Source organism: Microbacterium sp. NPDC055442 (genome assembly GCF_053644215.1).
Genome location: NZ_JBSHLF010000004.1, coordinates 460403 through 486347 on the forward strand (window position 1 = coordinate 460403; position 25945 = coordinate 486347).

Sequence of the window (25945 nt, forward strand, 5' to 3'; positions counted from 1 at the left end):
CATTCCACAGCCCGCGGGATTAGATTGGAAACAGCCGATGTTGTACCGTTGTCCACCCGGACATCGGACGGAATGCGAAAGGGAGGGGGCCTGAAAATGATCCTGGTTCGCCAAGAGATCGGCGAAGTCCTGCGTGACTTCCGCCAGCAGAAGGGCCGCACCCTCCGTCAGGTTGCCGGTCGCGCGAGCGTTGCGCTCGGCTACCTCAGCGAGGTCGAGCGAGGCCAGAAGGAAGCATCGAGCGAGATCCTCGCCTCGGTCGCCGAGGCACTGGACGTGCCCATCTCGACCATCATGCGCGAGGTCGGCGATCGCATCTCAGTCCTCGAGGGACTGCACGGCTTCCCCGACGTCGTTCCCGACGATCTCGTCGCCGAGGTCGGCCCCGAGCTCTCGCTGCGCTGACGCGCGGGATCGACCGCGCTCGTGCGACGCAGTGAGTTCTTGCGCGCCGTCGCCGACGAGTTCGGCGCGCGCGGTGAGTCGCTGCTCTCCGACCTGTCGCTCGGCGGAGTGGGCGGGCGCACCGGCACTGATGCGCTCGCGGCCGGCGTGCCGCCGAAGGACATCTGGCTCGCCTTGTGCGCCGAGATGGACGTTCCCCTCGAACGGCGCCATGGCGTGGGGCGGCTGGAGCCGAAGCGCCACTGAGCGCACCGGCGTGTCGTCGAAGATTCGTTCGATGTCGACGTAGGCTCCTCCACAGCGGGTGTCGAGGGCGTGTCTTCCACGGAACGCCGAGAGCCCCGGCCGATGTCGGAGCCCCTGCCTACCGTGGAACACGTCGAACGACACCACACGCCTTGCCGCAGTTCTCGAGCCTCCCGGTTCGGGGCGCGGCAGCCTACAGGCGACGGACCTCCGGAGACGGACAGAGCACAAGGAGCACGCCATGCCATCACCCGCTGACCGCGAGAAGGCCCTCGAATCGGCCCTCGCCCAGATCGACCGACAGTTCGGGAAGGGCTCGGTCATGCGCCTGGGCAGCGACGAGCGCGCGCCCGTCGAGGTCGTCTCGACCGGCTCCATCGCGCTCGATGTCGCGCTCGGTATCGGCGGTCTGCCCCGTGGGCGCATCATCGAGATCTACGGCCCGGAGTCGTCGGGAAAGACGACGCTCACCCTGCACGCGATCGCCAACGCGCAGCGCGCGGGCGGAATCGCCGCGTTCATCGATGCCGAGCATGCGCTCGACCCCGATTACGCGCAGAAGCTCGGCGTCGACATCGATGCCCTCCTCGTGTCGCAGCCCGACACGGGCGAGCAGGCGCTCGAGATCGCCGACATGCTCGTGCGATCCGGTGCGATCGACCTCGTCGTGATCGACTCGGTGGCCGCCCTCGTGCCGAAGGCCGAGATCGAGGGCGACATGGGCGACTCGCACGTCGGTCTGCAGGCGCGCCTCATGTCGCAGGCCCTGCGCAAGCTGACGGGTGGTCTCAACCAGACCAACACGACGATGATCTTCATCAACCAGCTGCGCGAGAAGATCGGTGTCTTCTTCGGTTCGCCCGAGACGACCGCGGGCGGCAAGGCGCTCAAGTTCTACGCGTCGGTGCGTCTCGACATCCGCCGGATCGAGACCCTGAAAGACGGCACCGATGCGGTCGGAAACCGCACGCGCGTCAAGGTCGTCAAGAACAAGATGGCCCCGCCGTTCAAGCAGGCGGAGTTCGACATCCTCTATGGCGTCGGAATCTCGCGCGAAGGAAGCCTCATCGACTTCGGTGTCGAGCACGCCATCGTCAAGAAGTCCGGCGCCTGGTACACCTACGACGGCGAGCAGCTGGGGCAGGGCAAAGAGAACGCCCGCAACTTCCTTCTCAAGAACCCCGACATGGCAGCCGACATCGAATCGAAGATCAAGGCGAAGCTCGGCATCGGCCAGCCCAAATCCGTCGATGCGGCGGCCGCTGACGAACTGGCCGCGCGGCGACCGGCCTGATGCCTCGGCGCAGCTCGGCAACCATGCCTCGACGTCGGTCGACAACCAGGCTGAGCGATGAGTGACGGGGGCGAGCGGGATGCGCTCGCCCCCGTCATCCCGCTGTTCGGTCGTGACACGGCACGGCCGAACACGGTGCGGGCGGCGCCGGAACAGCCGGCGCCGCCGCCTTCGGTCGAGACGGTGACAGATGAGCCGGCGTGGCATGCCACGTGGGTCGAGCCGAACCCGTACGACATCGGCGATGACGAGGGCGACGACGCGTCGGCCGCGGCCGACGCCGCAGAGAAGGTGCTGCTCAAGAAGCTGCGCACCCGCTCGCTGTCGGTGCGCGAAGCACGCGCTGTCGTCGTGGCGCAGGATCTCGATGCAGCCGCCGTCGATCGCCTGCTGGAGCTCTTCCTTCGCCGCGGCTACCTCGACGATGCCGCGCTGGCTGATCAGCTCGTGTACACGGCTGTCGAGCGCAAGGGGCAGGGACGACACGTCATCGCCCAGACCCTTGCCAAGCGCGGCATTCCCCGCGACATCGCCGACGTCGCGATCGCCTCGCTTCCCGACGACGACGCCGAGCGCGCACTCGAGTTCGCCCGCGGCAAGGCCAGGAGCCTCGCCTCACTCGATCGCGACACCGCCGTGCGGCGGCTCATGGGGCAGTTGGCGCGCAGGGGATACTCCGGCAGCACCGCGCTGAGCGCGGCGAAGCAGGCCCTCGATGAGACCGGCTCGGCATCGGGCGTGCGGTTCCGCTGACGCTGAGCGTCCCGGCGGCGCCACGCGCCGCGCCGGATCGTAGAATGGGCGGATCATGACGACCCCCTCCACCACCCCGACGCTCATCGCGCCGTCCGACGCCGCGCGCGCGGCCGACGGCGGCGCCCGCACCTACGAAGTGCGCACCTTCGGCTGCCAGATGAACGTGCACGACTCCGAGCGGCTCTCGGGGTCGCTCGAGAGCGCCGGCTACGTCCGTGCCGAGTCGGGTGCCGAGGCCGACGTCATCGTCATCAACACGTGCGCCGTGCGCGACAACGCCGCGGGCAAGCTCTACGGCACGCTGGGACACCTGAAGTCCCGCAAGGACAAGCACGAGGGCATGCAGATCGCCGTCGGCGGGTGTCTCGCGCAGATGGACAAGGACGCCGTGCTGCAGAAGGCGCCCTGGGTCGACGTCGTCTTCGGCACGCACAACATGGGTTCGCTGCCGGGCATGCTCGAGCGCGCACGCCACAACGGTGAGGCCGAGCTGGAGATCCTCGAGGCCCTCGAGGTGTTCCCGTCGACGCTGCCCACCAAGCGCGACAGCGTCTACAGCGGCTGGGTGTCGATCTCGGTCGGCTGCAACAACACCTGCACGTTCTGCATCGTGCCGAGCCTGCGCGGCAAAGAGAAGGACCGCCGCCCGGGCGACATCCTGGGTGAGATCCGACTGCTCGTCGACGACGGAGCGATGGAGGTGACCCTCCTGGGACAGAACGTCAATTCGTACGGCGTCGAGTTCGGCGACCGTCAGGCCTTCGGCAAACTGCTGCGTGCGGCGGGGGAGATCCCCGGCCTCGAGCGGATCCGCTTCACGAGCCCGCACCCGGCCGCGTTCACCGATGACGTCATCGACGCCATGGCCGAGACCCCCGCCGTCATGCCGCAGCTGCACATGCCGCTGCAGTCCGGCAGCGACCGCATCCTCAAAGCGATGCGTCGGTCGTACCGCAGTGCGCGGTTCCTCGGCATCCTCGACCGCGTGCGCGCCAAGATTCCGGACGCCGCGATCTCGACCGACATCATCGTGGGCTTTCCCGGCGAGACCGACGAGGACTTCGAAGAGACGATGCGCGTCGTCGAGCAGGCGCGCTTCGCGAGCGCGTTCACCTTCCAGTACTCGATCCGCGAGGGCACGCCCGCAGCGACCATGCCCGACCAAGTGCCCAAGGCCGTCGTCCAAGAGCGTTACGAGCGGCTCGCCGCGCTGCAGGACCGTATCTCGCACGAAGAGAACGAGAAGCAGCTGGGTCGTGAGCTGCAGGTGCTCGTCTCGACGGGTGAGGGCAAGAAGGACGCCGCGACGCACCGGCTCACGGGCCGCGCCGAAGACAACCGGCTCGTGCACTTCGAGGTTCCGGACGGGTCGGAGACGCCGCGTCCGGGCGACGTCGTCTCGGTCGTCGTGACGCACGCCGCCCCGTTCCACCTGCTCGCGGACTCGCCCGACGGCGCGCCGCTGCGTATCCGGCGCACCCGCTCGGGCGATGCGTGGGACCGCGCCCAGGCCGACTCGTGCGGCGTGCCCGCCCCCGCGGGTGCCGGTGGAGCTCCGCGCCCCGTCGCGCTCGGGCTGCCCACCCTGCGACCCGCGTAGGACCGTGCGTTCGCCCGCCCAGGCCCGGCACGCTCGCTCTCGCGCCCGGCACCCGCACCCCGCCGGTGGCCGGGCGCCCGGCCAGGCCGTACCCCGCGCGCGCGCACGTTCGCTGAGCGCGCGCGGGACGGAAGCGACCCCGAATGCCTGAAACGACCGCGCGGCTGTGGGCTGTCGTCGGGGCGACCGGAACCGGAAAGACGGCGCTCTCGCTCTCGCTGGCAGAGGAGCTCGCCGAGCAAGGCCGTTCCGCCGAGATCGTCAACGCCGACGCGATGCAGCTCTACCGCGGGATGGACGTCGGAACCGCCAAGCTGCCCGCGGCAGAGCGGCGCGGCATCCCGCATCATCTGCTCGACGTGCTCGAGGTCACCGATGAAGCGGCGGTGGCCTGGTATCAGGAAGCCGCGCGCGCAGCGATCACGGCGATCCACGCACGCGGGGCCGATGCGATCCTCGTGGGCGGCTCGGGGCTGTATGTCTCCAGCGTGCTGTACGACTTCCGGTTTCCGCCGCGCGATGCCGCCGTGCGGGCCCGACTCGAGGCCGAGCTCGACGAGCACGGACCGGGAGTGCTGTTCGCACGGCTGCGCGAGGCCGACCCCGCGACCGCTGCGAAGGTCGACCCGCGCAACGGCCGACGCGTCGTGCGCGCCCTCGAGGTGCTCGAGCAGGGGGAGCGCACGCACGGCGCCGCGCTTCCCGACGCGCCCGTGCTGTGGCATCCGCACACGCGGGTGATCGGCGTCGGGGTGCCGCGTGAGCTGCTCGTCGCACGTCTGGATGCCCGCGTCGAGGGCATGTGGCGCGACGGGCTCCTCGACGAGGTGCGGATGCTGCGCGACCAGGGCCTCGAGCAGGGCGTCACGGCCCGTCGGGCGATCGGTTACGCGCAGGCGCTGTCCGAGCTGGCCGGGGATCTGACGCGCGAAGAGGCGATCGCGCAGACGCAGGCGCTCACGCGGCGCTACGCCCGCCGCCAGGTCTCGTGGTTCCGGCGCTACGACGACGTCACCTGGGTCGAGCCCGGCGTTCCCGCCGCCGGCGTGGCCGTGCGCCGCTAGGCTGAACCGGTGCCCCAGACGATCGCCTTCACGAAGGGCCACGGCACGGGGAACGACTTCGTCGTGATCCCCGACCCGGACGGTGCCCTCGACCTCTCGGACGACCAGATCGCCGTGCTCTGCGACCGACGCTTCGGCATCGGCGCCGACGGGATCCTGCGTGTCGTGCGCACGGATGCGATCGACGAGGGCGTCGAGGCGGCCGCATCCGGGGTCACCTGGTTCATGGACTACCGCAACGCCGACGGTTCGAAGGCCGAGATGTGCGGCAACGGGGTGCGCGTGTTCGCGCGGTACCTCACCGAGGTCGGCTGGGCGGATGCCGCTGACCCGCTGCCGGTCGCAACGCGCGCGGGCACCAAGACCGTCACCCGCAGCGATCGCGGCTTCGAGGTGGATCTCGGCACCTGGCGCGTCGAACCCGACGTGCTCGTGCGAGCGCGCGGAGTGGGCGCGCCGCGCCCGGGGATGGGCATCGACGTCGGCAATCCGCACGTCGTCGTCGCGCTGCCCGACACCGAGGAGCTCGACGCCCTCGATCTCACGGCGCGCCCGCAGCTGAACCCCGAGCCGCCGGCGGGCGCGAACATCGAGTTCGTCGTGCCGAGCGACCCGCTCGTGCACGATGGCGTCGGCTCGATCCGCATGCGCGTGTTCGAACGGGGCGTCGGCGAGACGCTCAGCTGCGGCACGGGGGTCGCAGCCTCGGCCCTCGCGGTGCGCGAATGGGCAGGACCGACGGCGCCCGACCAGTGGACGGTCGACGTGCCCGGTGGCCGTCTCGGCGTGCGGATGAGCGCCGGCCGGGTCTATCTCGCGGGTCCCGCGACGCTCGTCTACTCGGGCGAGGTGACGCTGGCCTGAGCCTGCTCAGGGCAGCGTGATGGGCTCGCTCGGCGGCATCCCGTGCCGGCGCACCCGGAGGACGCGGAACCCGCGTCCCGTCGCGGCACGATGCACGCTGTAGCCCGGCGCGAACGTCGCCGCGAGCCAGCGCTGCAGTGAGTCCGAGCCGAGGTTGCGCTGCACGACCAGCCACGCGTCCGAGCGATCGTCCAGCCGGGGGATCCACCGCTCGAGCAGTCCGTGCAGTTCGCTCTTGCCGACGCGGATGGGCGGGTTGGAGCGGATCGTGCGGAAGACGACATCGTCGGGAACATCTTCGGGGCGCACGGCGTTGACGTTCTCGAGCCCGAGCGACTGGGCGTTTCGTCGCACGAGATCGAGGGCGCGCTCGTTCACATCGACGGCCCACACGGTCGCGTGCGGCGATTCCAGCGCGAGGCTCAGCGCGATCGGCCCCCACCCGCATCCGAGATCCAGCAGCTGGCCGCCCGGCGGCGCGGCAGGACTGTTCGCCAGAAGGACGCTCGTTCCCGCATCGACGTGCGCGGGGCTGAACACTCCGCCGGCCGTCGTGACCTCGACCTCCCTGCCCGCGAGGGTGGCGCGGATCCGACGCAGGTTCTCGGGACTTGCGGGGGTGGCGCTGAAGTAATGCTCGCTCCCCATGAGTGACGAGCGTAGCGGAGGTGGCCTCACAGGGGGGAGGCTAGAATCCTCGGGCGATCGCCCGCCGTGCATGACGAATCACATGCCGCCCCTTCCGGGCGGCATCCGAAAGGAACACATGACCGATACGACGACACCCGGCAGCACCGACGAGACGCCGCTCGAAGAGATCGACGCGGTGGATCGCGTGCTGGCGCGCGCCGATGCGCGGTCGGGGGTTCGCGTGTTCGGTTCCGCGCAGGCGCTGCAAGATGACACGACCGTCGCCCGGACCGACGCCGACGGCGAGCAGTGGGACCGTGAGGAGCGCGCAGCGCTGCGCCGCGTTCCGGGCCTGTCGACCGAACTCGACGACGTCACCGAGGTCGAGTACCGGCAGCTGCGTCTCGAGAACGTCGTACTCGTGGGCGTGCACCCGCAGGGAGAGCAGGCGGATGCCGAGAACTCGCTGCGCGAGCTCGCTGCGCTCGCCGAGACCGCCGGTGCCGTCGTCCTCGACGCGGTCATGCAGCGCCGACCCCATCCCGACCCCGCGACCTATGTCGGACGCGGCAAGGCCGAAGAGCTGCGTGACATCGTCGCCGCCGTCGGCGCGGACACGGTCATCGCCGACACCGAGCTCGCGCCCAGCCAGCGCCGTGCGCTCGAGGACGTCGTCAAGGTCAAGGTGATCGACCGCACGACGGTGATCCTCGACATCTTCAGCCAGCACGCCAAGAGCCGTGAGGGCAAGGCCCAGGTCGAACTGGCTCAGCTCGAGTACCTGTTGCCGCGACTGCGCGGCTGGGGCGACTCGATGAGCCGTCAGGCCGGTGGGCAGGTCGGCGCGGGCGGGGCCGGCATGGGCTCACGCGGTCCGGGCGAGACCAAGATCGAGCTCGACCGGCGTCGCATCCGAACCCGCATGGCGCAGCTGCGCCGCCAGATCCGCGACTTCGCTCCCGCGCGCGATGCCAAGCGCGCCGAGCGCAAGCGCAACACGATTCCCGCCGTCGCGATCGCCGGCTACACGAACGCGGGCAAGTCGAGCCTGCTCAACCGGCTGACGCGCGCCGGCGTACTCGTCGAGAACGCGCTGTTCGCGACGCTGGACACGTCGGTGCGACGTTCGCAGACCTCGGACGGACGCGTCTACACGCTCACCGACACCGTCGGGTTCGTGCGCAACCTGCCGCACCAGCTCGTCGAGGCGTTCCGTTCGACGCTCGAAGAGGTCGGCGAAGCGGATGTGCTGCTGCACGTCGTGGACGCCTCCCACCCCGATCCCGCCGCGCAGCTCGCGACCGTCCGCGACGTGATCGGCGACGTGGGGGCGCGCGAGACGCGTGAGATCGTGGTGTTCAACAAGGCCGACCTCGTCGACGACGACAGCCGTCTCGTGCTGCGCGGCCTCGAGCCGAATGCGCACTTCGTCTCGTCCCGCACGGGCGAGGGCCTCGAAGAGCTGCGCGCCGTGATCGAAGAGGCGCTGCCTCTGCCCGCCGTCGAAGTGCGCGCGATCGTGCCCTACGACCGCGGCGACCTCATCTCGGCCGCCCACGAGACGGGGATCATCCTCGACCAGGAGCACCGTGGCGAGGGGACCTATCTGCACGCGCACGTGAACGAGCGCCTCGCCGCCGAACTCGCGGTCTTCCCCGCCTGAGCGGCGCCGTCAGTCGCCCGTCGCGAGTGTGACGGGCGGCACATCCGGCGGCGTGAAGCCGAACACGGCGCCCAGGAACGCCAGTTCGGTCTCGAGCGCGTGCACGACCGTCTCGGCCTTGCGGAAACCGTGGCCCTCGCCCTCGTAGAGCACATACGCGTGCGGCACGCCGTGCGCCGCGAGAGCGTCGCGCACCGCTTCGGACTGCGCCGGCGGCACGACCCGGTCATCGGCGCCCTGCAGCAGCAGCAGCGGCACACGGAACAGTGCGGGACGGCTGAGCGGCGATCGCTCGATGTAGACGTCTTCGGCCTCGGGCAGGGGGCCGATGAGCCCGTCGAGATAGCGTGCCTCGAAGTCGTGCGTGTCGGCCGCGAGGGAACGCGCATCTCCCACGCCGTAGCGTGAGATCCCCGCCGAGAACGCGTCGGTGCGCGTGACGGCGGCGAGCACCGTCCACCCGCCGGCCGATCCTCCCGCGATCGCGATGCGCGCGGAGTCGGCGACACCGGATGCTGCCAACCCGGCGGCCGCCGCCGCGACATCATCGACGTCGACGACGCCCCACTGTCCGCGCAGCCGTTCACGGTAGGCGCGCCCGTATCCCGTGGAGCCACCGTAGTTCACGTCGAGCACGCCGATGCCGCGGCTCGTGAGGTAGGCGACCTTGCCGGAGGCCGCCGGTCCGGAATGCGCCGTCGGGCCGCCGTGCACGAACACGACGTACGGCGGCAGCTCGTCTGCGGGGGCGGTCGCCCGCGGATTCGTCGGGGGATAGTCGAACGCGTGCACGGGGCCGTGCGGGCCGTCGAACGTGACGGCGCGGGGCTGCGGCATCCATTCGCGTCCCCACGCGGTCTCACCGCCGCGGACGACTCGGGCGCCGGCGGGGTCGTCGACGTCGACCAGCCACAGCGCCGGTCCCGAGACGGTGTCGGCACCGCTCACGAGCACGCGCGTTCCCGAGACGTCCTCGATCGACGCGTTCGCCGAAACGGGCAGGCCGAGCGGAGTCGCCGTGCCGTCCGCGAGGTCGACGACGACGACCTCGTCGCCGCCGTGCGTCCGCACGGCGACGACGCGACCGCCGTCGACGGGGGCGAACCACCGGGTGCCGAGCACCCAGATACCGCCGCCGGTATCGGCGTCGACGGGGGCCACGGGGCTCGGCGCGGTGCCGAGCCGGCGACGGTACAGGTTCCAGCGCCCGGTCGGGTCATCGGCGTAGAGCAGTTCGTCGTCGCCCAGCCACACGGGCTGGAGGGGGGAGGCGCCTTCGTCGAAGACCGTCGCGGCGCCCCCGTCGAGCGCGCTGACGCGCAGCTGTGCGCGATCCCACGGCATGTCGGGATGGTTCCACGCGACCCACGCGAGGTGCGTCCCGTCGGGGCTGAGCGCCGGATGCGCGACGAAATCGGTGCCTCCCGCGAGCGACACGATCGCAGCGGCGTCGTCGCCCGCCGACCCGTCGAGAGGAATCTCGACGATGTCTCGCGCGGGGGTCGGGCCGGCCCCGTGCGCTTCGCGCACCGCCAGCAGCCGACCCGACTGCACGGTCAGGCCGCCGAAGCGCACGTCGACGTCACCCGGCGGCGTGAGCGCGAGGAGCTCACCCCCGGGACGGAGCAGCCGGACGCGCTGGTCGGTCTTCTCGACGAACACGAGCGCCCCGTCGTCGGTGGCCGTCCACGACCCGCCCCCGTACTCGTGCACGCTCGACCGCGCGCTCCAGGGTGCCGGGAGGAGGTCTTCCACTCCGCCGGATGCCGTGCGTCTGCGCACCGTCGTGCGGCCGGCCTCTTCGGGGACGCCCTCACCCCACCACACGTCGTCGCCGACGAGGCGGGCGCCTTCGATGCGGGGCGAAGCGGCGGACACGGCCGCAGCGGTCAGAGGGGAAGGCCAGGAGCCGTAAGGAGTCGTCACCCCTCCACGCTAAGCCGTGCCGCGGACAAGCGGCTCAGACGGCGCGCAGGACCGCGACGACCTTGCCGAGCACGACGGCGTCGTCGCCGAGGATCGGCTCGAACGCGGAGTTGCGGGGGAGGAGCCAGGTGTGACCGTCGCGCTGACGGAAGGTCTTCACGGTCGCCTCGCCGTCGAGCATCGCCGCCACGATCTCGCCGTTGTCGGCCGTCGCCTGCGAACGCACGACGACCCAGTCGCCGTCGCAGATCGCGGCATCGATCATCGAGTCGCCCGAGACGCGCAGCATGAACAGGTCGCCCTTGCCGACGAGCTGCCGGGGCAGGGGGAAGATCTCGTCGATGTGCTGATCAGCGGTGATCGGCACGCCCGCCGCGATGCGGCCGACGAGCGGTACGAGCGCGGCGTCGCCCACCGACGGCGCAGCATCGGCGGGGTTCTCGGCCGCACTGCCGGGCAGGTCGATGAGCACCTCCATCGCGCGGGTCTTCCCGGCATCGCGGCGCAGGTACCCGCTCAGCTCGAGCTGATTGAGCTGATGCGTCACGCTCGAGAGCGACTTGAGCCCGACGGCGTCGCCGATCTCGCGCATGCTCGGGGGGTAGCCGTGCCGCGCGATCGACCGCTGGATGACCTCGAGGATCGCCAGCTGCTTGTCGCTGAGACTCTTCCGTCGTCGCGTCTGCGGCTTCTCGCGCCCGCCTGCGTCGCTCATATCGACTCCTGTCTTCGAATGTCGGAGGCCCGTGGTGGGGTGGCCACATCGAAACCGTATCCGGTTCTGCGGGGTTCAGGGGGCACGAGTTCCGCGTGTCGCGTTCGAACATCGCACGATCCGGCTCGGGGTTGACACCGTCCAGCATCGAAGATAGCTTCGGAACAGGAGTTCGCATCCGGCTTTCCCGGCCGAAAGTCGGATGCGAACCTTCCCACCAGGAGGAACCGCATGACCGCCATCGCCATCCCCGCTCCCTCGTCCCGCACCCGTCTGCGCACCACGGCGCGCGGCCGCCGCGTGCTCGCGAGTGCGGCAGCGCTGCCTCTGGCCGGACTGCTGGCGCTCGCCGTGCTGAGCGGCGGCTCGGCTGTCGCGTCGCGCGACAGCGGTGGCGCGTCGGCGACGTTCGCGACCGTGACCGTGACGTACGGCGACACGCTCTGGTCGATCGCGCAGTCCGTTGCTCCGCAACACGATCCGCGCGACGTCGTCGATGCGATCGCACGACTGAACGCGCTGCCGGGCGGCGCGATCGAGCTCGGCCAGTCGCTCGCGATTCCCGCCGAGTACGCACCCGCCGGCTGACGCTCCGAGGCGCCACCGCGCGTGAAGCGGCCTACGATTGCCTGCGTGACCTCCCGCCTCGACGCACTGCCCATCCGAGACGATCTGCGGGGCATGACGCCCTACGGTGCACCGCAAGCGCCGCTTTCCGTCGCGCTGAACGTCAACGAGAACACGCACCCCGTGCCGCAAGAGGTCGCCGACGACATCCTCGACTCCGTCGCGATCGCGTTGCACGATGTGAACCGCTACCCCGATCGCGAGTTCGTCGGACTGCGCGAAGGGTTCGCGGAGTACCTCGGGCACGGGCTCACCGCCGACCAGATCTGGGCCGCCAACGGATCCAACGAAGTGCTCCAGCACGTGCTGCAGGCCTTCGGCGGGCCGGGGCGCACGGCCTTCGGCTTCGCTCCCACGTACTCGATGTACCCGCTGCTCGCGCGCGCGACCGGAGCATCGTGGACGGGCGGCACGCGCGAGCCGGACTTCACGATCACGGCCGACGACGCGGCATCCCAGGTCGCACGGGCCCAGGCCGACGTCGTGTTCCTGTGCGCACCGAACAACCCCACGGGCACTCCGCTGCCTCTCGACGTCGTCGAGGCCGTCTACAACGCCACGGCGGGCGTCGTCGTCGTCGACGAGGCCTATCAGGAGTTCGCCCCCCACGGGTCCGCCTCGGCCGTGACGCTCCTGCCCGGGCGCGAGCGACTCATCGTCTCGCGCACCATGAGCAAGGCGTTCGCCTTCGCCGGCGCGAGAGTGGGATACCTCGCCGCTGACGAGGCCGTCATCGATGCGCTGCGTCTCGTCCGGCTGCCGTATCACTTGAGCGCTCTCACCCAGGCGGCGGCGACGGCCGCGCTGCGCCACGCTCCCGTCATGCTCAGCATGGTCGACGAGATCATCGTTCAGCGCGATCGCATCTCGGCGACGGTCGAGGCGCTCGGGTACGCGCCGCACGAATCCTGGACGAACTTCGTGCTGTTCGGGGGAGTCGATGACCCCGCGGCCGTGTGGCGTGCACTGTACGAGCAGGGTGTCCTCATCCGCGACGTCGGGATCCCGCACCACCTGCGGGTGACGGCGGGCACCGAAGACGAGACGACGGCGTTCCTCGACGCGCTGGCCTCGATAGAATCGACCGCATGACCCGTCCTGACGACCACCGCGTCGCCTCCGCCCGACGCGCGACGAGCGAGTCCACCGTCGAGCTCGAGCTCGACCTCGACGGAACCGGGCGCAGTCACATCGACACGACGGTGCCGTTCTTCGACCACATGCTGACGGCGTTCGCGAAGCACTCCCTGACGGATCTGACGGTGCGCGCCTCGGGCGACACCCACATCGACGCCCACCACACCGTGGAGGACGTCTCGATCGTCCTCGGGCAGGCGATCGGTGAGGCGCTCGGCGACAAGGCGGGCATCTCGCGGTACGGCGACGCGCTCGTGCCGCTCGACGAGGCACTCGCGCAGGCGGTCGTCGACATCAGCGGGCGTCCTTTCCTCGTGCACACGGGCGAGCCCGCGGGCTTCGAGCTCCACCTCATCGGCGGTCACTTCACCGGCTCGCTGGTGCGCCACACGTTCGAGGCGATCTCGTTCCACGCGGGGCTCACGACGCACATCAGGCTCCTGGCCGGGCGCGACCCGCACCACATCGCCGAGGCCGAGTACAAAGCGTTCGCGCGCGCATTCCGCCAGGCCAAGGCCCGCGACCCGCTCGTCGAGGGCATCCCGAGCACGAAGGGTGCTCTGTGACCTCTCGCCCGCTCGTCGCGGTCCTCGACTACGGCTCGGGAAACGTCCATTCCGCCGTCAAAGCGCTGACGCTCGCGGGGGCCGACGCGCGACTCACCGCCGATCGCGGTCTCGCGCTCGACGCTGACGGGCTGCTCGTGCCCGGCGTCGGGGCGTTCGCCGCCGTCATGCAGGCACTGCGCGCCATCCGCGGCGAGGAGATCATCGACCGACGGCTGGCCGGCGGCCGGCCCGTGCTCGGGATCTGCGTCGGGATGCAGGTGCTGTTCGAGCGGGGCCTCGAACGCGGGACCGTCACCGAGGGTCTCGGGGAGTGGCCCGGTGCGGTCACCGAGCTCGATGCGCCCGTGCTGCCGCACATGGGGTGGAACACCGTCGATGCCGCGCCCGGCTCGCGGCTGTTCGCCGGGATCGAGCAGGAGCGCTTCTACTTCGTGCACTCCTTCGCCGCGCAGCAGTGGCAGCTCGAGCCGCAGGAGCCCTTCGCGGCGCCGACCCTGACGTGGGCGACGCACGGCGGGCGTTTCCTCGCCGCCGTCGAGAACGGCCCGCTCTCGGCGACGCAGTTCCATCCCGAGAAGTCGGGCTCCGCCGGCATCCGCCTGCTGTCGAATTGGGTCGACGGCCTCGGCGCGACTAGCCTCTGAAGTCGTGTCGTCCGCGCCGTCCGGCCGCGTGAGAGTCCCACACGAGGAGCCATGAACGATTTCGCGTCCACACCCGAACTGATCCTGCTTCCCGCCGTCGACGTGGCAGGCGGCAAGGCCGTCCGGCTCACCCAGGGTGAGGCCGGCACCGAGACGAGCTACGGCGACCCGATCGACGCGGCCCACGACTGGGCCGAGCAGGGCGCGCAGTGGATTCACCTGGTCGATCTCGATGCGGCCTTCGGGCGCGGCAGCAACGCCGCCGTGCTGCGCAAGGTCATCAAGCACGTCAAGGGCGTGCAGGTCGAGGTGTCCGGCGGTATCCGCGACGACCGCTCGCTCGAATCGGCGCTCGAATCCGGTGCATCCCGCGTCAACCTCGGCACGGCGGCGCTCGAGAACCCCGAATGGGCGGCGTCGGTCATCAGCCGCTACGGCGAGTTCGTGGCCGTCGGCCTCGACGTGCGCGGCACGACGCTCGCCGCGCGCGGCTGGACGCGCGAAGGCGGCGACCTGTGGGCCGTCCTCGAGCGTCTCGAAGAGGCCGGGTGCAGCCGCTACGTCGTGACCGACGTCACGAAGGACGGCATGCTGAACGGCCCGAACCTCGAGCTGCTGCGTGAGATGACCTCGCGCACGCCCAAACCGGTCATCGCCTCGGGCGGCGTCTCGAGCCTCGACGACATCGCGGCGCTGCGGGAGCTCGTCTCGCTCGGCGTCGAAGGCGCGATCGTCGGCAAGGCGCTCTACGCGGGAGCGTTCACGCTCGCCGAGGCGCTGGATGTCGCAGGACGCTGAGGGCTGCCACGACGCGCACCTGTCGGACTCCGCGGGGGTTCCGTGGGAGGGGCGCAGTTTCCAGGCCAATCCGCACACGCACGACGACGGGTCCGCCGACCCGCAGCTGCTCGCGGCGCTGCAGGCGTTCCGCGCCGGCGCCGGCGATCAGACGGCGATCGTCGAAGCGTACCGCCGAGCCCGCCTGCTGATCCCGCTCGTCGCCGAGAAGGGCGACGAGGGGATCGGACCGCACGGCCACGTCGTCGACAAGACGCAGGAGCTCTCGATCGTCACGGTCGCAGCTCCTGACGGACGACGTGTGCTGCCCGTGTTCACCTCGGTCGAGACGATGTCCCGATGGGATGCCGCGGCTCGGCCCGTGCCGGCCGACGGCGTGCGCACGGCGGTGGCCGCCGTCGACGATGACACCGACCTGATCGTGATCGACCCGACCTCGCCGACCGAGCTCGTGCTGCGCCGCCCCGCCGTGTGGGCGATCGCGCAGGGGCACGCGTGGGAGCCGAGCTTCTCGTCGCCCGAGGTCTTCGCGGGGCTGGCCGAGAGCATCGGGGGAGAGCTCGCGGTGCTCGACCTGTCCGTCGAGCCCGGCGATCCCACGGCCAGGCTGCGCGGCCCGGAGCTCGTCGTGAGACTGCACCTCATCGACGGGCTCGACGCGAGCGCCCTCGACGCCGTGCTGTCCCGGCTGGCATCCCGATGGGCAGCCGATGACCGGATCGCGGTGCTCGTGGACTCGCTGACGGTCAAGCTCGTCCGCGGCTGATCGTCAGGTGACCGGGCCGGTCCACTTCTCGCCGGGGCCCTTGCCGATCGGGTCTTCGATGACCGAGGCCTCGCGGAAGGCGAGCTGGAGCGAGCGCAGACCGTCGCGCAGCGAGCGCGCGTGCATGTCGCTGATCTCCGGAGCGCCGGCGGTGATGAGGCCCGCGAGCGCGTTGATGAGCTTGCGCCCTTCGTCGAGGTCGGTCTGCGCCGCGGGATCGTCGGCGAGGCCGACCTTGACCGCTGCGGCGCTCATGAGGTGCACGGCCGCCGTCGTGATGATCTCGACGGCGGGGACGTCGGCGATGTCGCGGGTCGCCGACGAGGCTGCGCGCTCCTGCTCCTCCCAGCGGCGGTGCCGCTCGTCGTCGTCGTCACCGCGCGCGGCATCCTGTGCTTCGTCATCCCGAATCGTGTTCACGCGACTCTTTCTGCTAGACTGTGGCGGTCTTCGGAGCGTTCTGCTCCGGAGTGGAAAGTGGATCACATCCCACCCGCGCTTGCCGCTCCAGGCTACCGGGTCTTGCACTCCGCCCCGCGCGCACAAACGCACGGGGCAGTCAGGGTGCAGCAAGCCGGCGCTCGCGCCGTCTGGGTGGAATGCTCCTCTTCCGCCCGCGACACACCCGTGCCGCGGTGCCGACACCCCGCACGATAAGAGGAGCTCCGCATCAGCGATCCCCGTACCAATGACCGCATCCGCGTCCCCGAGGTCCGTCTCGTGGGTCCCGCCGGAGAGCAGGTCGGCGTCGTCCGCATCGAAGTGGCGCTGCGTCTGGCGCAGGAGGCTGACCTTGATCTCGTCGAGGTGGCCCCGAACTCGAAGCCTCCCGTGGTCAAGATCATGGACTACGGCAAGTTCAAGTACGAGGCAGCGCAGAAGGCCAAGGAAGCACGTCGCAACCAGGCGAACACGGTCCTCAAAGAGGTCCGCTTCCGGCTGAAGATCGACGCGCACGACTACCAGACCAAGCGCAAGCGCGCCGAGGGCTTCCTCAAGACCGGCGACAAGGTGAAGGCGATGATCCTGTTCCGCGGTCGTGAGCAGTCGCGTCCCGAGCAGGGCGTGCGTCTGCTGCGCAAGTTCGCCGAGGATGTCGCCGAGTTCGGAACGGTCGAGTCGAGCCCCACGATCGACGGGCGGAACATGGTCATGGTGATCGCACCGCACAAGAACAAGTCCGAAGTGAAGACCGAGCAGAACGCCCAGCGCGCCGCCAACAAAGAGGCAGCACGTTCTTCTCGCTCGGGCTCGTCGGACGAAGACACCGACGCCGCATAGGCCCGCAGATTCCCGCTCCGGCGGGTTACGACTCCCGCCCCGGCGGGAAAGACAACGAAGGAAGAGAAATGCCGAAGCAGAAGACCCACTCGGGTGCCAAGAAGCGTTTCAAGGTCACCGGCAGCGGCAAGATCATGAGGCAGCAGGCGAACCTCCGCCACAACTTCGAGGGCAAGCCGACCAAGCGCACGCGCCGTCTGTCCGCCGACAAGATCCTGGCTCCCGGCGACGCCAAGGTCGCCAAGAAGCTCCTCGGTCTCTGAGCGCTCTCGCACGAATAGGAACGAAACGAAATGGCTAGAGTCAAGCGGGCCGTCAACGCCCAGAAGAAGCGTCGCGTCATCCTCGAACGCGCCTCCGGATACCGGGGTCAGCGTTCGCGCCTGTACCGCAAGGCGAAGGAGCAGGTCACCCACTCGCTCGTCTACGCGTACCGCGACCGCCGCAAGCGCAAGGGCGACTTCCGCCGCCTGTGGATCCAGCGCATCAACGCCGCTGCCCGCCAGAACGGCATCACGTACAACCGCTTCATCCAGGGCCTCGGCCTCGCGGGCGTGCAGGTCGATCGCCGCATGCTCGCCGAGCTCGCGGTGAACGAGCCGGCCACGTTCGCGTCGCTCGTCGAGACCGCGCGCAAGGCGCTGCCCGAGAACGTCAACGCGCCCAAGAGCGCCTGACCGACCCGGTCATCGCGGAGCGCCGCAGGCGCACATCGAAGGGCGTCCTCCTCCGGGAGGGCGCCCTTCGCCGTTCCCCGTCCCCATGACCGCGAGACTGCAGGGGGAGGCCGAGACTGCGGGTGAACCCCACGGTCTCGGCGCTCCGATGCGGTCTCGCGGTCACCGCGGGATCTATGCTGAGAGCGTGCTCGAGAACCCGCGGTCGCCCCGAGTACGCGCGGTGGCCAAGCTGACCAAACGCAGTGCGCGCCAGGAGACCGGGCTCTTCCTGCTCGAAGGACCGCAGGCCGCGCGCGAAGCGCTCGCCTACCGCCCGGACACGCTCGTCGAGGTGTTCGCGACACCCACGGCGTTCGAGAAGCACACCGACATCCGCGACGCCGCGACCGACGCCGGCGTCGAGGTCGTCTTCACGACCGAAGCCGTGCTCGACGCCATGGCCGACACGGTCACGCCGCAGGGCATCGTCGCCGTCGCCCGCCAGACGCCGACATCGGTGCGCGATGTGTTCGCGGCATCCCCCCGCCTCGTCGTGATCTGCGAGGAAGTGCGCGACCCCGGCAACCTCGGCACGATCATCCGAGCAGCGGATGCCGCCGGAGCCGACGCCGTCGTGCTGACCGGTCGCACGGTCGATCCCTACAACCCCAAGGTCGTCCGCGCCACGACCGGCTCGCTCTTCCACCTTCCCGTCGCCGTCGGCGTCGACCTCAGCGTGGCGATCGAACGGGCACGCGCGGCGGACGTGCGCGTCATCGCGGCCGACGTCGGAGGAGAGGACTTCCTCGCGGCGCGGACGCTGCTGGCAGAACCCACGGCGTGGCTGTTCGGAAACGAGGCGCGCGGCCTCGACGACGAGGCGCTCGCCCTGGTCGATCTGTCGCTGCGACTGCCCATCTACGGTGCCGCCGAATCGCTGAACCTCGCGACCGCCGCGAGCGTCTGCCTGTACGAGACGGCCTTCGCGCAGCGCGCGTGACTCCGGTCACGGATCGATAAAGCTCGGTGGCGACACCTGCATCGCGTCGGCACGCACCCGTAGGGTGTCGATATGACGACCTCCGATGCTGCGCCGAAGACGTCGAACATCAGCGTCAGGCGGGGTGACCCGCTCGTCGAGATCACCGACGTGCAGAAGCACTACGGCGATTTCCAGGCGCTCACCGACATCAACCTCACCGTGAACCGCGGTGAGGTCGTCGTCGTGATCGGGCCGTCCGGCTCGGGCAAGTCGACGCTGTGCCGCACGATCAACCGGCTCGAGACGATCACGAGCGGCAGCATCACGATCGACGGCAAAGAGCTGCCCAAAGAGGGCAAGGGGCTCGCCGCGCTGCGCGCAGACGTCGGCATGGTGTTCCAGTCGTTCAACCTCTTCTCGCACCTCACGATCCTCGAGAACGTCACGCTCGGCCCGCTCAAGGTCAAGGGCATGAAGAAGGCGGATGCCGACAAGCTCGCCACGCAGCTGCTCGATCGCGTGGGGGTCGGCCACCAGGCGTCCAAGCTCCCGGCACAGCTCTCGGGCGGGCAGCAGCAGCGCGTGGCGATCGCGCGGGCCCTCGCGATGCAGCCGAAGGTCATGCTGTTCGACGAGCCGACGAGCGCGCTCGACCCCGAGATGATCAACGAAGTGCTCGATGTCATGGTCGGCCTCGCGCACGACGGCATGACCATGATCGTCGTGACGCACGAGATGGGCTTCGCCCGCAAGGCGGCCGATCGCGTCGTGTTCATGGCCGACGGGCTCATCGTCGAAGAGGGCACGCCCGAGGAGTTCTTCACCAACCCGCGGAGCGACCGGGCGAAGGACTTCCTCTCGAAGCTGCTCACCCACTAGACCCCGCGCCCCCAGCACCGGGCGCGGCGCACAAAACGCATACGAAACCCAGGAGGATCACATGCGCAGAACACGTATCGGCGGCGCATTCGCCGGACTCGCCATCGCGGCGCTCGCCCTGACGGCGTGCAACAGCGGCACGCCGGGCACGGCCCCCGAAGACGGCGGAGACGGAACTGACGAAGGCACGGCCTGGTTCACCGTCGCCGAAGACGTCTCGATCGACGACAGCCCCACGTTCGATGCCATGACGAGCCGCGGTGGCGTCGTCGTCGGTGTCAAGGAGGACCAGCCGGGTCTCGGCTTCCTCGACGTCACGACGAACGAGCGCAGCGGCTTCGACGTCGACATCGCGCGTTGGATCGCCGCCTCGCTCGGTTTCGACGAAGCGGACATCGAGTTCAAGCCGATCGCCTCGGCCAACCGCGAGCAGGCGATCATGAACGGCGACATCGACTACTACGTCGGCACCTACTCGATCACCGACAGCCGCAAGGAGTCGATCGACTTCGCCGGACCGTACTTCATCACCGGTCAGGGCCTGCTCGTGGCAGCCGACAGCGACATCACCAGCGAGGACGACCTCGGCTCCGACACCAACGTGTGCTCGGCAACGGGTTCGACTCCGATCCAGAACATCAAGGAGAACTTCCCTGATGTCCCCACGACGGAGTTCGACGTCTACTCGCTCTGCGTCGAAGCCCTCATGAACGGACAGGTCGACGCCGTCACGACGGACCAGGCCATCCTCATCGGCTACGCCGCGCTGTACCCCGACGAGATCAAGGTCGTCGGCGAACCGTTCAGCGAGGAGCGCTACGGCGTGGGCGTGCCCAAGGGCGACGACGCGCTGCGCTCGCACATCAACACGCTGTTCACGGATGGCGGGGAGATCTGGCAGGCGATCTTCGACCGGAACCTCGGCGCATCCGGCATCGTGGTCGAGCAGCCCGCGGTAGACGCGTACTGATCGATCCTGGTCGGGCGTCCGTTCCGCGGGCGCCCGACCCACTCTGAAGAGGGGACGCACGTGGGCGTCATTTTCGACAACTGGGACCTTTGGGGACAGGCGCTGAGCAACACGCTCCTGCTGTTCTTCGCGGGTGGCGTGATGGCGCTCGTCCTCGGAACCCTCGTGGGCGCGATGCGCGTCTCGCCCATACCCATCGCGCGCGGCGTCGGCACGCTCTACGTAAATGTCGTGCGCAACACCCCTCTCACGCTGGTCTTCTTCTTCTTCGCCCTCGCCTACCCGCAGCTCGGTCTGTGGAACCCCGGATACACGGTTCTGGCGATATGGGCGCTGGGCATCTACACGGCGACCTACGTCGCCGAGGTGCTGCGCGCCGGTGTCAACACCGTTCCTCTCGGTCAGGCCGAAGCCGCCCGTGCGCTCGGTCTGGGCTTCGGTCAGGTGATGACGCTCGTCGTGCTTCCCCAGGCGTTCCGCTCCGTCGTGCCGCCCATGATGAGCGTGCTCATCGCGTTGCTGAAGAACACGACGGTTGCGGCGGGCTTCTCGGTGGCTGAGCTCGGAATCATCCGGGCCAACCTCTCCGAGCGCGGAGAGAACGCGCTGGTCGTCCTGCTCTGGGTCGCGGCGGTCTTCGTCGTCCTGGTACTGCTCCTGTCCTGGCTGCAGCGAACACTCGAGAACCGTTGGAGGATCGTGCGATGAGTTCCGTCCTGTACGACCTGCCCGGCCCTCGGGCTGTCATCCGCAACCGGATCCTCGGCATCGTGACGGTGCTCGCGATCGTCGCCGTCATCGGATTCGTCGTCTATCAGATGTTCATCACGGGGCAGCTGTCGCCCGAGAAGTGGTATATCTTCACCTTCGCCTCGGTGTGGGAGCAGATCGCCGCCGCCGCCGGCCGCACGCTCGCCGCCTTCGCCCTCGCCGCGGTGCTCAGCCTCGTCGTCGGGTTCACGCTCGCGATCGGCCGGCTGTCCGATCACGCGTGGGTGCGTGCGCCCTTCGTCTTCCTCGTCGAGATCTTCCGGGCGGTGCCCGTGCTGATCCTCATGATGCTGCTGTTCTACGGGCTCCCCGTCATCGGGGTGAAGATGGACCCGTATTGGGCGGTCGTGATCGCGCTCACGGTCTACAACGGCTCGGTGCTGGCCGAGGTCTTCCGCGCCGGCGTCGAGTCCGTCCCACGCGGCCAGCGCGAAGCGGGCTATGCGATCGGTCTGCGCAAGAACGGCGTCATGCGCCTCATCCTGCTGCCGCAGGCGGTGCGTGCCATGCTGCCCGTCATCGTCGCGCAGCTCGTCGTGACGCTCAAGGACACGGCTCTCGGTTCGATCATCACCTACAACGAACTGCTCTACTTCGGCCGTCTGCTGGGAAGCCAGGCACAGTACGACCGCCCGATCCTGCAGGCGGGCATCGTGATCGCGGTGATCTACATCTCGTTCTGCCTCATCCTGTCCGGCTTCGCGAAGTGGCTCGAGGTGCGCATGCGCCGCTCGCCGCGGATCGCTGCGGCTCAGACGACGATCGATCCGCTGCTGCAGGAGACGACCGACACCGAGCTCATCATCACGCAGCGCGAACGCGACACGCAGCGCAACGACACCCGAGGCGCCTGACCCGCCGCGCGCTGACGTCTGCCGCGCGTCGGTAGACTCGGTTCTCGTGTCCGACGCACCCGAGAACCCCACGATCACGCCCGAGGCGGTGGATGCCGCGGTGCAGGCCGCGCTCGAAGCCATCGCCGCAGCGGGTGACACCGCCGCGCTGAAGTCCGCCCGATCGGCGCACTCCGCCGAAGGCTCACCGCTCGCCCGGCTCAACGCCCAGCTGCGCAATGTCCCGAACGAGCGCAAGGCCGAGTTCGGCAAGCTCGTCGGGCAGGCGCGCGGGCGGGTGACGCAGGCGCTCGCCGCCCGCGAGCAGGAGCTCGTCGCGGCCGAGACCGCGGCTCAGCTCGAAGCCGAGCGGATCGACATCACGGCCCTCGCCGCGCGTGCCCGCGTCGGTGCGCGGCATCCGATCTCGCTGTTGCAGGAGCAGATCGCCGACATCTTCGTCGGCATGGGGTGGGAGATCGCCGAGGGCCCCGAGCTCGAGCACGAGTGGTACAACTTCGACGCCCTGAACTTCGACGTCGACCACCCGGCACGTCAGATGCAGGACACCTTCTTCGTCGACCCGGTCGCCCGGCATCTCGTCATGCGCACGCACACGAGCCCCGTCCAGGTGCGCTCGATGCTCGAGCGCGACCTGCCGATCTACGTGCTGTGCCCCGGGCGGGTGTACCGCACCGACGAGTTCGACGCGACGCATCTTCCGGTGTTCACGCAGTTCGAGGGCCTCGTCATCGACAAGGGCATCACGATGGCCCACCTCAAGGGCACGCTCGATCACGCCGCGAAGGTGCTCTTCGGCCCCGAGGCCAAGACGCGCTTCCGCGCCAACTACTTCCCCTTCACCGAGCCGTCGGCCGAGCTCGACCTGTGGCACCCGACCTTCACGGGCGGCGCGCGCTGGATCGAGTGGGGCGGATGCGGCATGGTCAACCCCAACGTGCTGCGCGCGGCGGGGATCGACCCGGAGGAGTACTCCGGCTTCGCTTTCGGCATGGGCATCGAGCGCACGCTCATGTTCCGCAGTGACGTCCAGGACATGCGCGACATGGCCGAGGGCGATGTCCGCTTCAGTGAGCAGTTCGGAATGGTGGTCTGATGCGCGTCCCGCTTTCGTGGTTGCGTGAGTACGTCGATGTCGCGGCGGATGCCACGCCCGAAGACGTCCTGGCGGCGCTCGTGTCCGTCGGCTTCGAAGAGGAGGACGTGCACGGATTCGAGCTGTCCGGCCCCATCGTCGTCGGTGAGGTCGTCGAGTACGTCGACGAACCGCAGTCCAACGGCAAGACGATCCGCTGGTGCCAGGTCGACGTCGGCACCGAGCACGGGGGAGTGCGCGGCATCGTGTGCGGCGCGCACAACTTCTTCGCCGGCGACAAGGTCGTCGTGACCCTGCCGGGCTCGGTCCTCCCCGGACCCTTCCCGATCGCGGCGCGCAAGACCTACGGGCACGTCTCGGACGGCATGATCGCCTCGGCCAAGGAGCTCGGACTCGGCGACGAGCACGCCGGCATCCTGCGCCTGGTCGAGCTCGGCATCGATGCGCCCTCGGGCACGGATGCGATCGCCCTGCTCGGACTCGATGATGTCGCCGTCGAGGTCAACGTGACCCCCGACCGGGGGTACGCCCTCTCGCTGCGCGGCATCGCCCGCGAGTACGCGCACGCCACGGGCGCGGCGTTCCGCGACCCGGGTCTGCGCGAGTGGGGTGACCTGCAGCAGCCCGCCGAGGGCTTCGCGGTCGCCGTTCGCGACGATGCGCCCATCCGCGGGCGCGTCGGCGCGTCGGAGTTCGCCGTGCGCATCGTGCGCGACGTCGACCCGACCAAGCCCACCCCGGCATGGATGGTCGCACGGCTCACGCTCGCCGGCATCCGCTCGCTCGGCGTCCTCATCGACATCACCAACTACGTCATGCTCGAGCTCGGCCAGCCGATCCACGGCTACGACCTCGACCGGCTCACGGGCGGCATCACGGTGCGCCGCGCGACCGAGGGCGAGACGCTCGAGACGCTCGACGGCAAGGTGCGCACGCTCAGCACGGAGGACCTGCTCATCACGGATGAGTCCGGTCCCATCGGTCTGGCCGGCGTCATGGGCGGCGGCACGACCGAGATGTCGGATGCCACGCGGAACGTGCTCATCGAAGCGGCGATCTTCGACACCGTCTCGATCGCGCGTACGGCCCGTCGTCACAAGCTGCCCAGCGAAGCGTCGCGGCGCTTCGAGCGCGGCGTCGACCCGCTCGTGCCCTTCGTGGCGGCGCGACGCGTTGCCGACCTCATGGTCGAGTACGCCGGCGGCACGCTGGACACCGCCGTCGGCGGCGCGCTGTTCGCTGACGTCCAGATCGCGGGAGTCGCGCTTCCGGCCGGGTTCGTCGAGGGGCTCATCGGCGTCGACTACACCCGTGAGGAGATCGTCGCGGCCCTCGAGATGATCGGATGCGACGTCACCGAGCGTGACGGGGAGTGGATCGTCATCCCGCCGTCCTGGCGCCCCGACCTCACCGACAAGTGGACTCTCGCCGAAGAGGTCGCCCGCATCGAGGGGTACGACCGCATCCCCTCGGTGCTGCCGACGCCGCCGTCGGGTCGCGGGCTCACGCTCGCCCAGCAGGGCCGCCGCCGCGTCGCGAACGCGCTCGCCGCGGCCGGCTATGTCGAGACCCCGTCCTTCCCCTTCACGACCGAGGCCGACAATGACCTGCACGGGTCGGCGTCCGGCGAGCACGTGCCTTCGGTCAAGCTCGCGAACCCGCTCGACGGACAGCATCCGTTCTTGCGCCGCTCGCTTGTGCCCGCTCTGCTGCAGGTCGCGCACCGCAACCAGTCGCGCGGTCTCACCGACCTCGCTCTGTTCGAGACCGGCACCGTGTTCCTGCCCGAGCCGGGTCGCGACTACGGCACGACGGCCGTACCGCCGCTGGCGGTTCGTCCCGACGCAGCGACGCTCACCGAGATCGACGCATCGATCCCCGCGCAGCCTCGGCACGTCGCGGTGCTGCTCACCGGCACGGTCGTCGCGAAGCAGCCCGGACAGCCCGCCGTCACGGCGGGCATCGCTGACGCCCTCGACGCCGTCCGCACGATCGCGCACGCGGCGGGCGTCGATATCGAGGTCGCCCAGGCTCAGCGTGCGGCCCTGCACCCCGGTCGCACCGGCATCCTCTCGGTCGGAAGCACCGCGGTCGGCTACGTCGGCGAAGTGCTGCCCGCCGTCGCCGAGGCGGTCGACCTGCATGGCCGCGTCGTCGTCGCCGAGCTCGACCTCGACCTCGTGCTGCAGCTCGCGGGCGAGCGCGTGGTCGCGGCATCCCTCTCGGGATACCCGGCTGCGACGCAGGACATCTCACTCGTCGTCGCCGACGACCTCGCCGCCGCCGAGGTGCGCGCGGCGCTCGTCGAAGGGGCGGGGGAGCTGCTCGAATCGCTGCGCCTCGTCGATGACTACCGCGGCGCGGGTGTGCCCGAAGGGAGTAAGAGCCTGACGTTCGCGCTGCGCTTCCGGGCGCCCGATCGCACACTCACGGCCGCCGAGGCGACGGACGCGAAGCTCGCGGGCCTCGCCATCGCCGCCGACCGTTTCGGCGCGACCTTGCGCGAGTGACCCGCAACGGCGAGTTGCGGATGCCGCGGTTCGAGGGCTATCGTCGGCGCATGCCTTCGGCGATGCTCCCGCTCCTCACGCGGTTCTCGAGCGCGCTGAACGGCGCGGGCCCGGCACCCGCGCGCCGACGTCTGGGCGGCCGCCGACTCTAGACGACCCCGCGATCCGCCGTGCGGCGGGCCCCCGACGATGTCGTGGGACGCGGGCGTCGCCGCCACCGGCACCCGACCCCAGACTCT

Annotated in this window: 28 protein-coding genes; 24 read left to right on the plus strand and 4 right to left on the minus strand. The window is 69.9% G+C overall.

Annotation, left to right across the window (positions count from 1 at the left end):
- Positions 1–96: 96 nt before the first annotated feature.
- The 7 genes from ACWIBS_RS11815 to dapF all read left to right on the plus strand — a co-directional run bounded on the left by ACWIBS_RS11815 (position 97) and on the right by dapF (position 6229).
- Entirely contained in the window at positions 97–405 is a 309-nt protein-coding gene (locus ACWIBS_RS11815; protein ID WP_376130564.1) for a helix-turn-helix domain-containing protein, read from the plus strand.
- A 21-nt stretch (positions 406–426) separates the two neighbouring features.
- Positions 427–651: a DUF3046 domain-containing protein gene (locus ACWIBS_RS11820; protein WP_454137018.1), complete on the plus strand. Its 225-nt coding sequence runs from the start codon at positions 427–429 to the stop codon at positions 649–651.
- A 241-nt stretch (positions 652–892) separates the two neighbouring features.
- Positions 893–1945, plus strand: a complete 1053-nt coding sequence (gene recA / locus ACWIBS_RS11825) for a recombinase RecA (RefSeq protein WP_376130570.1) — start codon at positions 893–895, stop codon at positions 1943–1945.
- 57 nt (positions 1946–2002) lie between these two features.
- Positions 2003–2698 (plus strand): regulatory protein RecX, encoded by a 696-nt coding sequence (locus ACWIBS_RS11830; RefSeq protein WP_454137019.1) that lies wholly within the window; start codon positions 2003–2005, stop codon positions 2696–2698.
- Positions 2699–2753: 55 nt separating this feature from the next.
- Positions 2754–4301, plus strand: a complete 1548-nt coding sequence (gene miaB / locus ACWIBS_RS11835; RefSeq protein WP_376131374.1) for a tRNA (N6-isopentenyl adenosine(37)-C2)-methylthiotransferase MiaB — start codon at positions 2754–2756, stop codon at positions 4299–4301.
- 143 nt (positions 4302–4444) lie between these two features.
- The gene (miaA, locus tag ACWIBS_RS11840) at positions 4445–5365 is read left to right on the plus strand and encodes a tRNA (adenosine(37)-N6)-dimethylallyltransferase MiaA (RefSeq protein ID WP_376131376.1); all 921 of its coding nucleotides are present in this window, start codon (positions 4445–4447) and stop codon (positions 5363–5365) included.
- A gap of 9 nt (positions 5366–5374) precedes the next feature.
- Positions 5375–6229 carry a diaminopimelate epimerase gene (gene dapF / locus ACWIBS_RS11845; RefSeq protein WP_376131379.1) on the plus strand — a complete coding sequence of 285 codons (855 nt, stop codon included), beginning with the start codon at positions 5375–5377 and terminating at the stop codon, positions 6227–6229.
- 6 nt (positions 6230–6235) lie between these two features.
- Here the strand turns inward: dapF and ACWIBS_RS11850 are convergent, their stop codons facing one another.
- The gene (locus ACWIBS_RS11850) at positions 6236–6877 is read right to left on the minus strand and encodes a class I SAM-dependent methyltransferase (RefSeq protein WP_376131382.1); all 642 of its coding nucleotides are present in this window, start codon (positions 6875–6877) and stop codon (positions 6236–6238) included.
- 118 nt (positions 6878–6995) lie between these two features.
- On the opposite strand from ACWIBS_RS11850, the gene hflX reads away from it, so the two are divergent.
- Entirely contained in the window at positions 6996–8522 is a 1527-nt protein-coding gene (gene hflX / locus ACWIBS_RS11855; protein ID WP_376131384.1) for a GTPase HflX, read from the plus strand.
- Between the two features lie 9 nt (positions 8523–8531).
- On the opposite strand, the gene ACWIBS_RS11860 is transcribed toward hflX, so the two are convergent.
- Positions 8532–10448, minus strand: a complete 1917-nt coding sequence (locus ACWIBS_RS11860; protein ID WP_454137020.1) for a S9 family peptidase — start codon at positions 10446–10448, stop codon at positions 8532–8534.
- A gap of 34 nt (positions 10449–10482) precedes the next feature.
- Entirely contained in the window at positions 10483–11163 is a 681-nt protein-coding gene (gene lexA, locus ACWIBS_RS11865) for a transcriptional repressor LexA (RefSeq protein WP_376128220.1), read from the minus strand.
- Between the two features lie 231 nt (positions 11164–11394).
- Here lexA and ACWIBS_RS11870 point away from each other — a divergent pair, with 231 nt between their 5' ends.
- From ACWIBS_RS11870 to ACWIBS_RS11895, 6 genes are all read left to right on the plus strand, one after another.
- Positions 11395–11751, plus strand: a complete 357-nt coding sequence (locus ACWIBS_RS11870) for a LysM peptidoglycan-binding domain-containing protein (RefSeq protein WP_376128218.1) — start codon at positions 11395–11397, stop codon at positions 11749–11751.
- A gap of 93 nt (positions 11752–11844) precedes the next feature.
- Complete coding sequence (locus ACWIBS_RS11875) at positions 11845–12882, plus strand: histidinol-phosphate transaminase (protein ID WP_376128229.1); 1038 nt, start codon at positions 11845–11847, stop codon at positions 12880–12882.
- Positions 12879–13493 (plus strand): imidazoleglycerol-phosphate dehydratase HisB, encoded by a 615-nt coding sequence (gene hisB, locus ACWIBS_RS11880; protein ID WP_376128216.1) that lies wholly within the window; start codon positions 12879–12881, stop codon positions 13491–13493. Before ACWIBS_RS11875 ends, hisB begins: the two co-directional genes overlap by 4 nt.
- Positions 13490–14140 (plus strand): imidazole glycerol phosphate synthase subunit HisH, encoded by a 651-nt coding sequence (gene hisH / locus ACWIBS_RS11885; RefSeq protein ID WP_376128214.1) that lies wholly within the window; start codon positions 13490–13492, stop codon positions 14138–14140. Before hisB ends, hisH begins: the two co-directional genes overlap by 4 nt.
- 51 nt (positions 14141–14191) lie before the next feature.
- Positions 14192–14938, plus strand: a complete 747-nt coding sequence (gene priA, locus ACWIBS_RS11890; protein WP_376128213.1) for a bifunctional 1-(5-phosphoribosyl)-5-((5-phosphoribosylamino)methylideneamino)imidazole-4-carboxamide isomerase/phosphoribosylanthranilate isomerase PriA — start codon at positions 14192–14194, stop codon at positions 14936–14938.
- Positions 14922–15704 carry an SseB family protein gene (locus tag ACWIBS_RS11895; protein WP_376128212.1) on the plus strand — a complete coding sequence of 261 codons (783 nt, stop codon included), beginning with the start codon at positions 14922–14924 and terminating at the stop codon, positions 15702–15704. The genes priA and ACWIBS_RS11895 overlap by 17 nt, the downstream gene beginning before the upstream one ends.
- Before the next feature lie 3 nt (positions 15705–15707).
- Here ACWIBS_RS11895 and ACWIBS_RS11900 read toward each other — a convergent pair whose 3' ends face one another.
- Positions 15708–16124, minus strand: coding sequence for a DUF1844 domain-containing protein (locus ACWIBS_RS11900; RefSeq protein ID WP_376128210.1), 417 nt, complete (start codon positions 16122–16124; stop codon positions 15708–15710).
- Positions 16125–16373: 249 nt separating this feature from the next.
- On the opposite strand from ACWIBS_RS11900, the gene infC reads away from it, so the two are divergent.
- From infC to pheT, 10 genes are all read left to right on the plus strand, one after another.
- Complete coding sequence (gene infC, locus ACWIBS_RS11905; RefSeq protein WP_376128227.1) at positions 16374–16985, plus strand: translation initiation factor IF-3; 612 nt, start codon at positions 16374–16376, stop codon at positions 16983–16985.
- A gap of 68 nt (positions 16986–17053) precedes the next feature.
- A complete protein-coding gene (gene rpmI, locus ACWIBS_RS11910) occupies positions 17054–17248 on the plus strand; it encodes a 50S ribosomal protein L35 (protein ID WP_376128208.1) in 195 nt (64 codons plus the stop codon).
- A 30-nt stretch (positions 17249–17278) separates the two neighbouring features.
- Positions 17279–17662, plus strand: a complete 384-nt coding sequence (gene rplT / locus ACWIBS_RS11915; RefSeq protein WP_376128206.1) for a 50S ribosomal protein L20 — start codon at positions 17279–17281, stop codon at positions 17660–17662.
- A gap of 187 nt (positions 17663–17849) precedes the next feature.
- Positions 17850–18644: a TrmH family RNA methyltransferase gene (locus ACWIBS_RS11920; RefSeq protein ID WP_376128204.1), complete on the plus strand. Its 795-nt coding sequence runs from the start codon at positions 17850–17852 to the stop codon at positions 18642–18644.
- Positions 18645–18716: 72 nt separating this feature from the next.
- Complete coding sequence (locus ACWIBS_RS11925) at positions 18717–19505, plus strand: amino acid ABC transporter ATP-binding protein (protein ID WP_376128202.1); 789 nt, start codon at positions 18717–18719, stop codon at positions 19503–19505.
- Between the two features lie 61 nt (positions 19506–19566).
- Complete coding sequence (locus ACWIBS_RS11930) at positions 19567–20475, plus strand: glutamate ABC transporter substrate-binding protein (RefSeq protein WP_376128200.1); 909 nt, start codon at positions 19567–19569, stop codon at positions 20473–20475.
- A 60-nt stretch (positions 20476–20535) separates the two neighbouring features.
- Positions 20536–21183 carry an amino acid ABC transporter permease gene (locus tag ACWIBS_RS11935; protein WP_376128198.1) on the plus strand — a complete coding sequence of 216 codons (648 nt, stop codon included), beginning with the start codon at positions 20536–20538 and terminating at the stop codon, positions 21181–21183.
- Entirely contained in the window at positions 21180–22100 is a 921-nt protein-coding gene (locus ACWIBS_RS11940) for an amino acid ABC transporter permease (protein WP_376128196.1), read from the plus strand. Before ACWIBS_RS11935 ends, ACWIBS_RS11940 begins: the two co-directional genes overlap by 4 nt.
- A 46-nt stretch (positions 22101–22146) precedes the next feature.
- The gene (gene pheS / locus ACWIBS_RS11945; protein WP_376128195.1) at positions 22147–23196 is read left to right on the plus strand and encodes a phenylalanine--tRNA ligase subunit alpha; all 1050 of its coding nucleotides are present in this window, start codon (positions 22147–22149) and stop codon (positions 23194–23196) included.
- A complete protein-coding gene (pheT, locus tag ACWIBS_RS11950) occupies positions 23196–25706 on the plus strand; it encodes a phenylalanine--tRNA ligase subunit beta (protein ID WP_376128193.1) in 2511 nt (836 codons plus the stop codon). Before pheS ends, pheT begins: the two co-directional genes overlap by 1 nt.
- The last annotated feature ends 239 nt before the right edge of the window (positions 25707–25945 follow it).

What these genes read in the sequence shown, in the direction of transcription:
- ACWIBS_RS11830 (WP_454137019.1), top strand. Translation starts at nt 2,003, where the DNA reads ATGAGTGACGGGGGCGAGCGGGATGCGCTCGCCCCCGTCATCCCGCTG.
- ACWIBS_RS11875 (WP_376128229.1), top strand. Translation starts at nt 11,845, where the DNA reads ATGACGCCCTACGGTGCACCGCAAGCGCCGCTTTCCGTCGCGCTGAAC.
- ACWIBS_RS11930 (WP_376128200.1), top strand. Translation starts at nt 19,567, where the DNA reads ATGCGCAGAACACGTATCGGCGGCGCATTCGCCGGACTCGCCATCGCG.
- rpmI (WP_376128208.1), top strand. Translation starts at nt 17,054, where the DNA reads ATGCCGAAGCAGAAGACCCACTCGGGTGCCAAGAAGCGTTTCAAGGTC.
- ACWIBS_RS11850 (WP_376131382.1), bottom strand. Translation starts at nt 6,877, where the DNA reads ATGGGGAGCGAGCATTACTTCAGCGCCACCCCCGCAAGTCCCGAGAAC.
- ACWIBS_RS11870 (WP_376128218.1), top strand. Translation starts at nt 11,395, where the DNA reads ATGACCGCCATCGCCATCCCCGCTCCCTCGTCCCGCACCCGTCTGCGC.
- miaA (WP_376131376.1), top strand. Translation starts at nt 4,445, where the DNA reads ATGCCTGAAACGACCGCGCGGCTGTGGGCTGTCGTCGGGGCGACCGGA.
- hflX (WP_376131384.1), top strand. Translation starts at nt 6,996, where the DNA reads ATGACCGATACGACGACACCCGGCAGCACCGACGAGACGCCGCTCGAA.
- recA (WP_376130570.1), top strand. Translation starts at nt 893, where the DNA reads ATGCCATCACCCGCTGACCGCGAGAAGGCCCTCGAATCGGCCCTCGCC.
- priA (WP_376128213.1), top strand. Translation starts at nt 14,192, where the DNA reads ATGAACGATTTCGCGTCCACACCCGAACTGATCCTGCTTCCCGCCGTC.
- lexA (WP_376128220.1), bottom strand. Translation starts at nt 11,163, where the DNA reads ATGAGCGACGCAGGCGGGCGCGAGAAGCCGCAGACGCGACGACGGAAG.
- ACWIBS_RS11815 (WP_376130564.1), top strand. Translation starts at nt 97, where the DNA reads ATGATCCTGGTTCGCCAAGAGATCGGCGAAGTCCTGCGTGACTTCCGC.
- ACWIBS_RS11940 (WP_376128196.1), top strand. Translation starts at nt 21,180, where the DNA reads ATGAGTTCCGTCCTGTACGACCTGCCCGGCCCTCGGGCTGTCATCCGC.
- ACWIBS_RS11895 (WP_376128212.1), top strand. Translation starts at nt 14,922, where the DNA reads ATGTCGCAGGACGCTGAGGGCTGCCACGACGCGCACCTGTCGGACTCC.
- miaB (WP_376131374.1), top strand. Translation starts at nt 2,754, where the DNA reads ATGACGACCCCCTCCACCACCCCGACGCTCATCGCGCCGTCCGACGCC.
- rplT (WP_376128206.1), top strand. Translation starts at nt 17,279, where the DNA reads ATGGCTAGAGTCAAGCGGGCCGTCAACGCCCAGAAGAAGCGTCGCGTC.
- hisB (WP_376128216.1), top strand. Translation starts at nt 12,879, where the DNA reads ATGACCCGTCCTGACGACCACCGCGTCGCCTCCGCCCGACGCGCGACG.
- pheT (WP_376128193.1), top strand. Translation starts at nt 23,196, where the DNA reads ATGCGCGTCCCGCTTTCGTGGTTGCGTGAGTACGTCGATGTCGCGGCG.
- ACWIBS_RS11925 (WP_376128202.1), top strand. Translation starts at nt 18,717, where the DNA reads ATGACGACCTCCGATGCTGCGCCGAAGACGTCGAACATCAGCGTCAGG.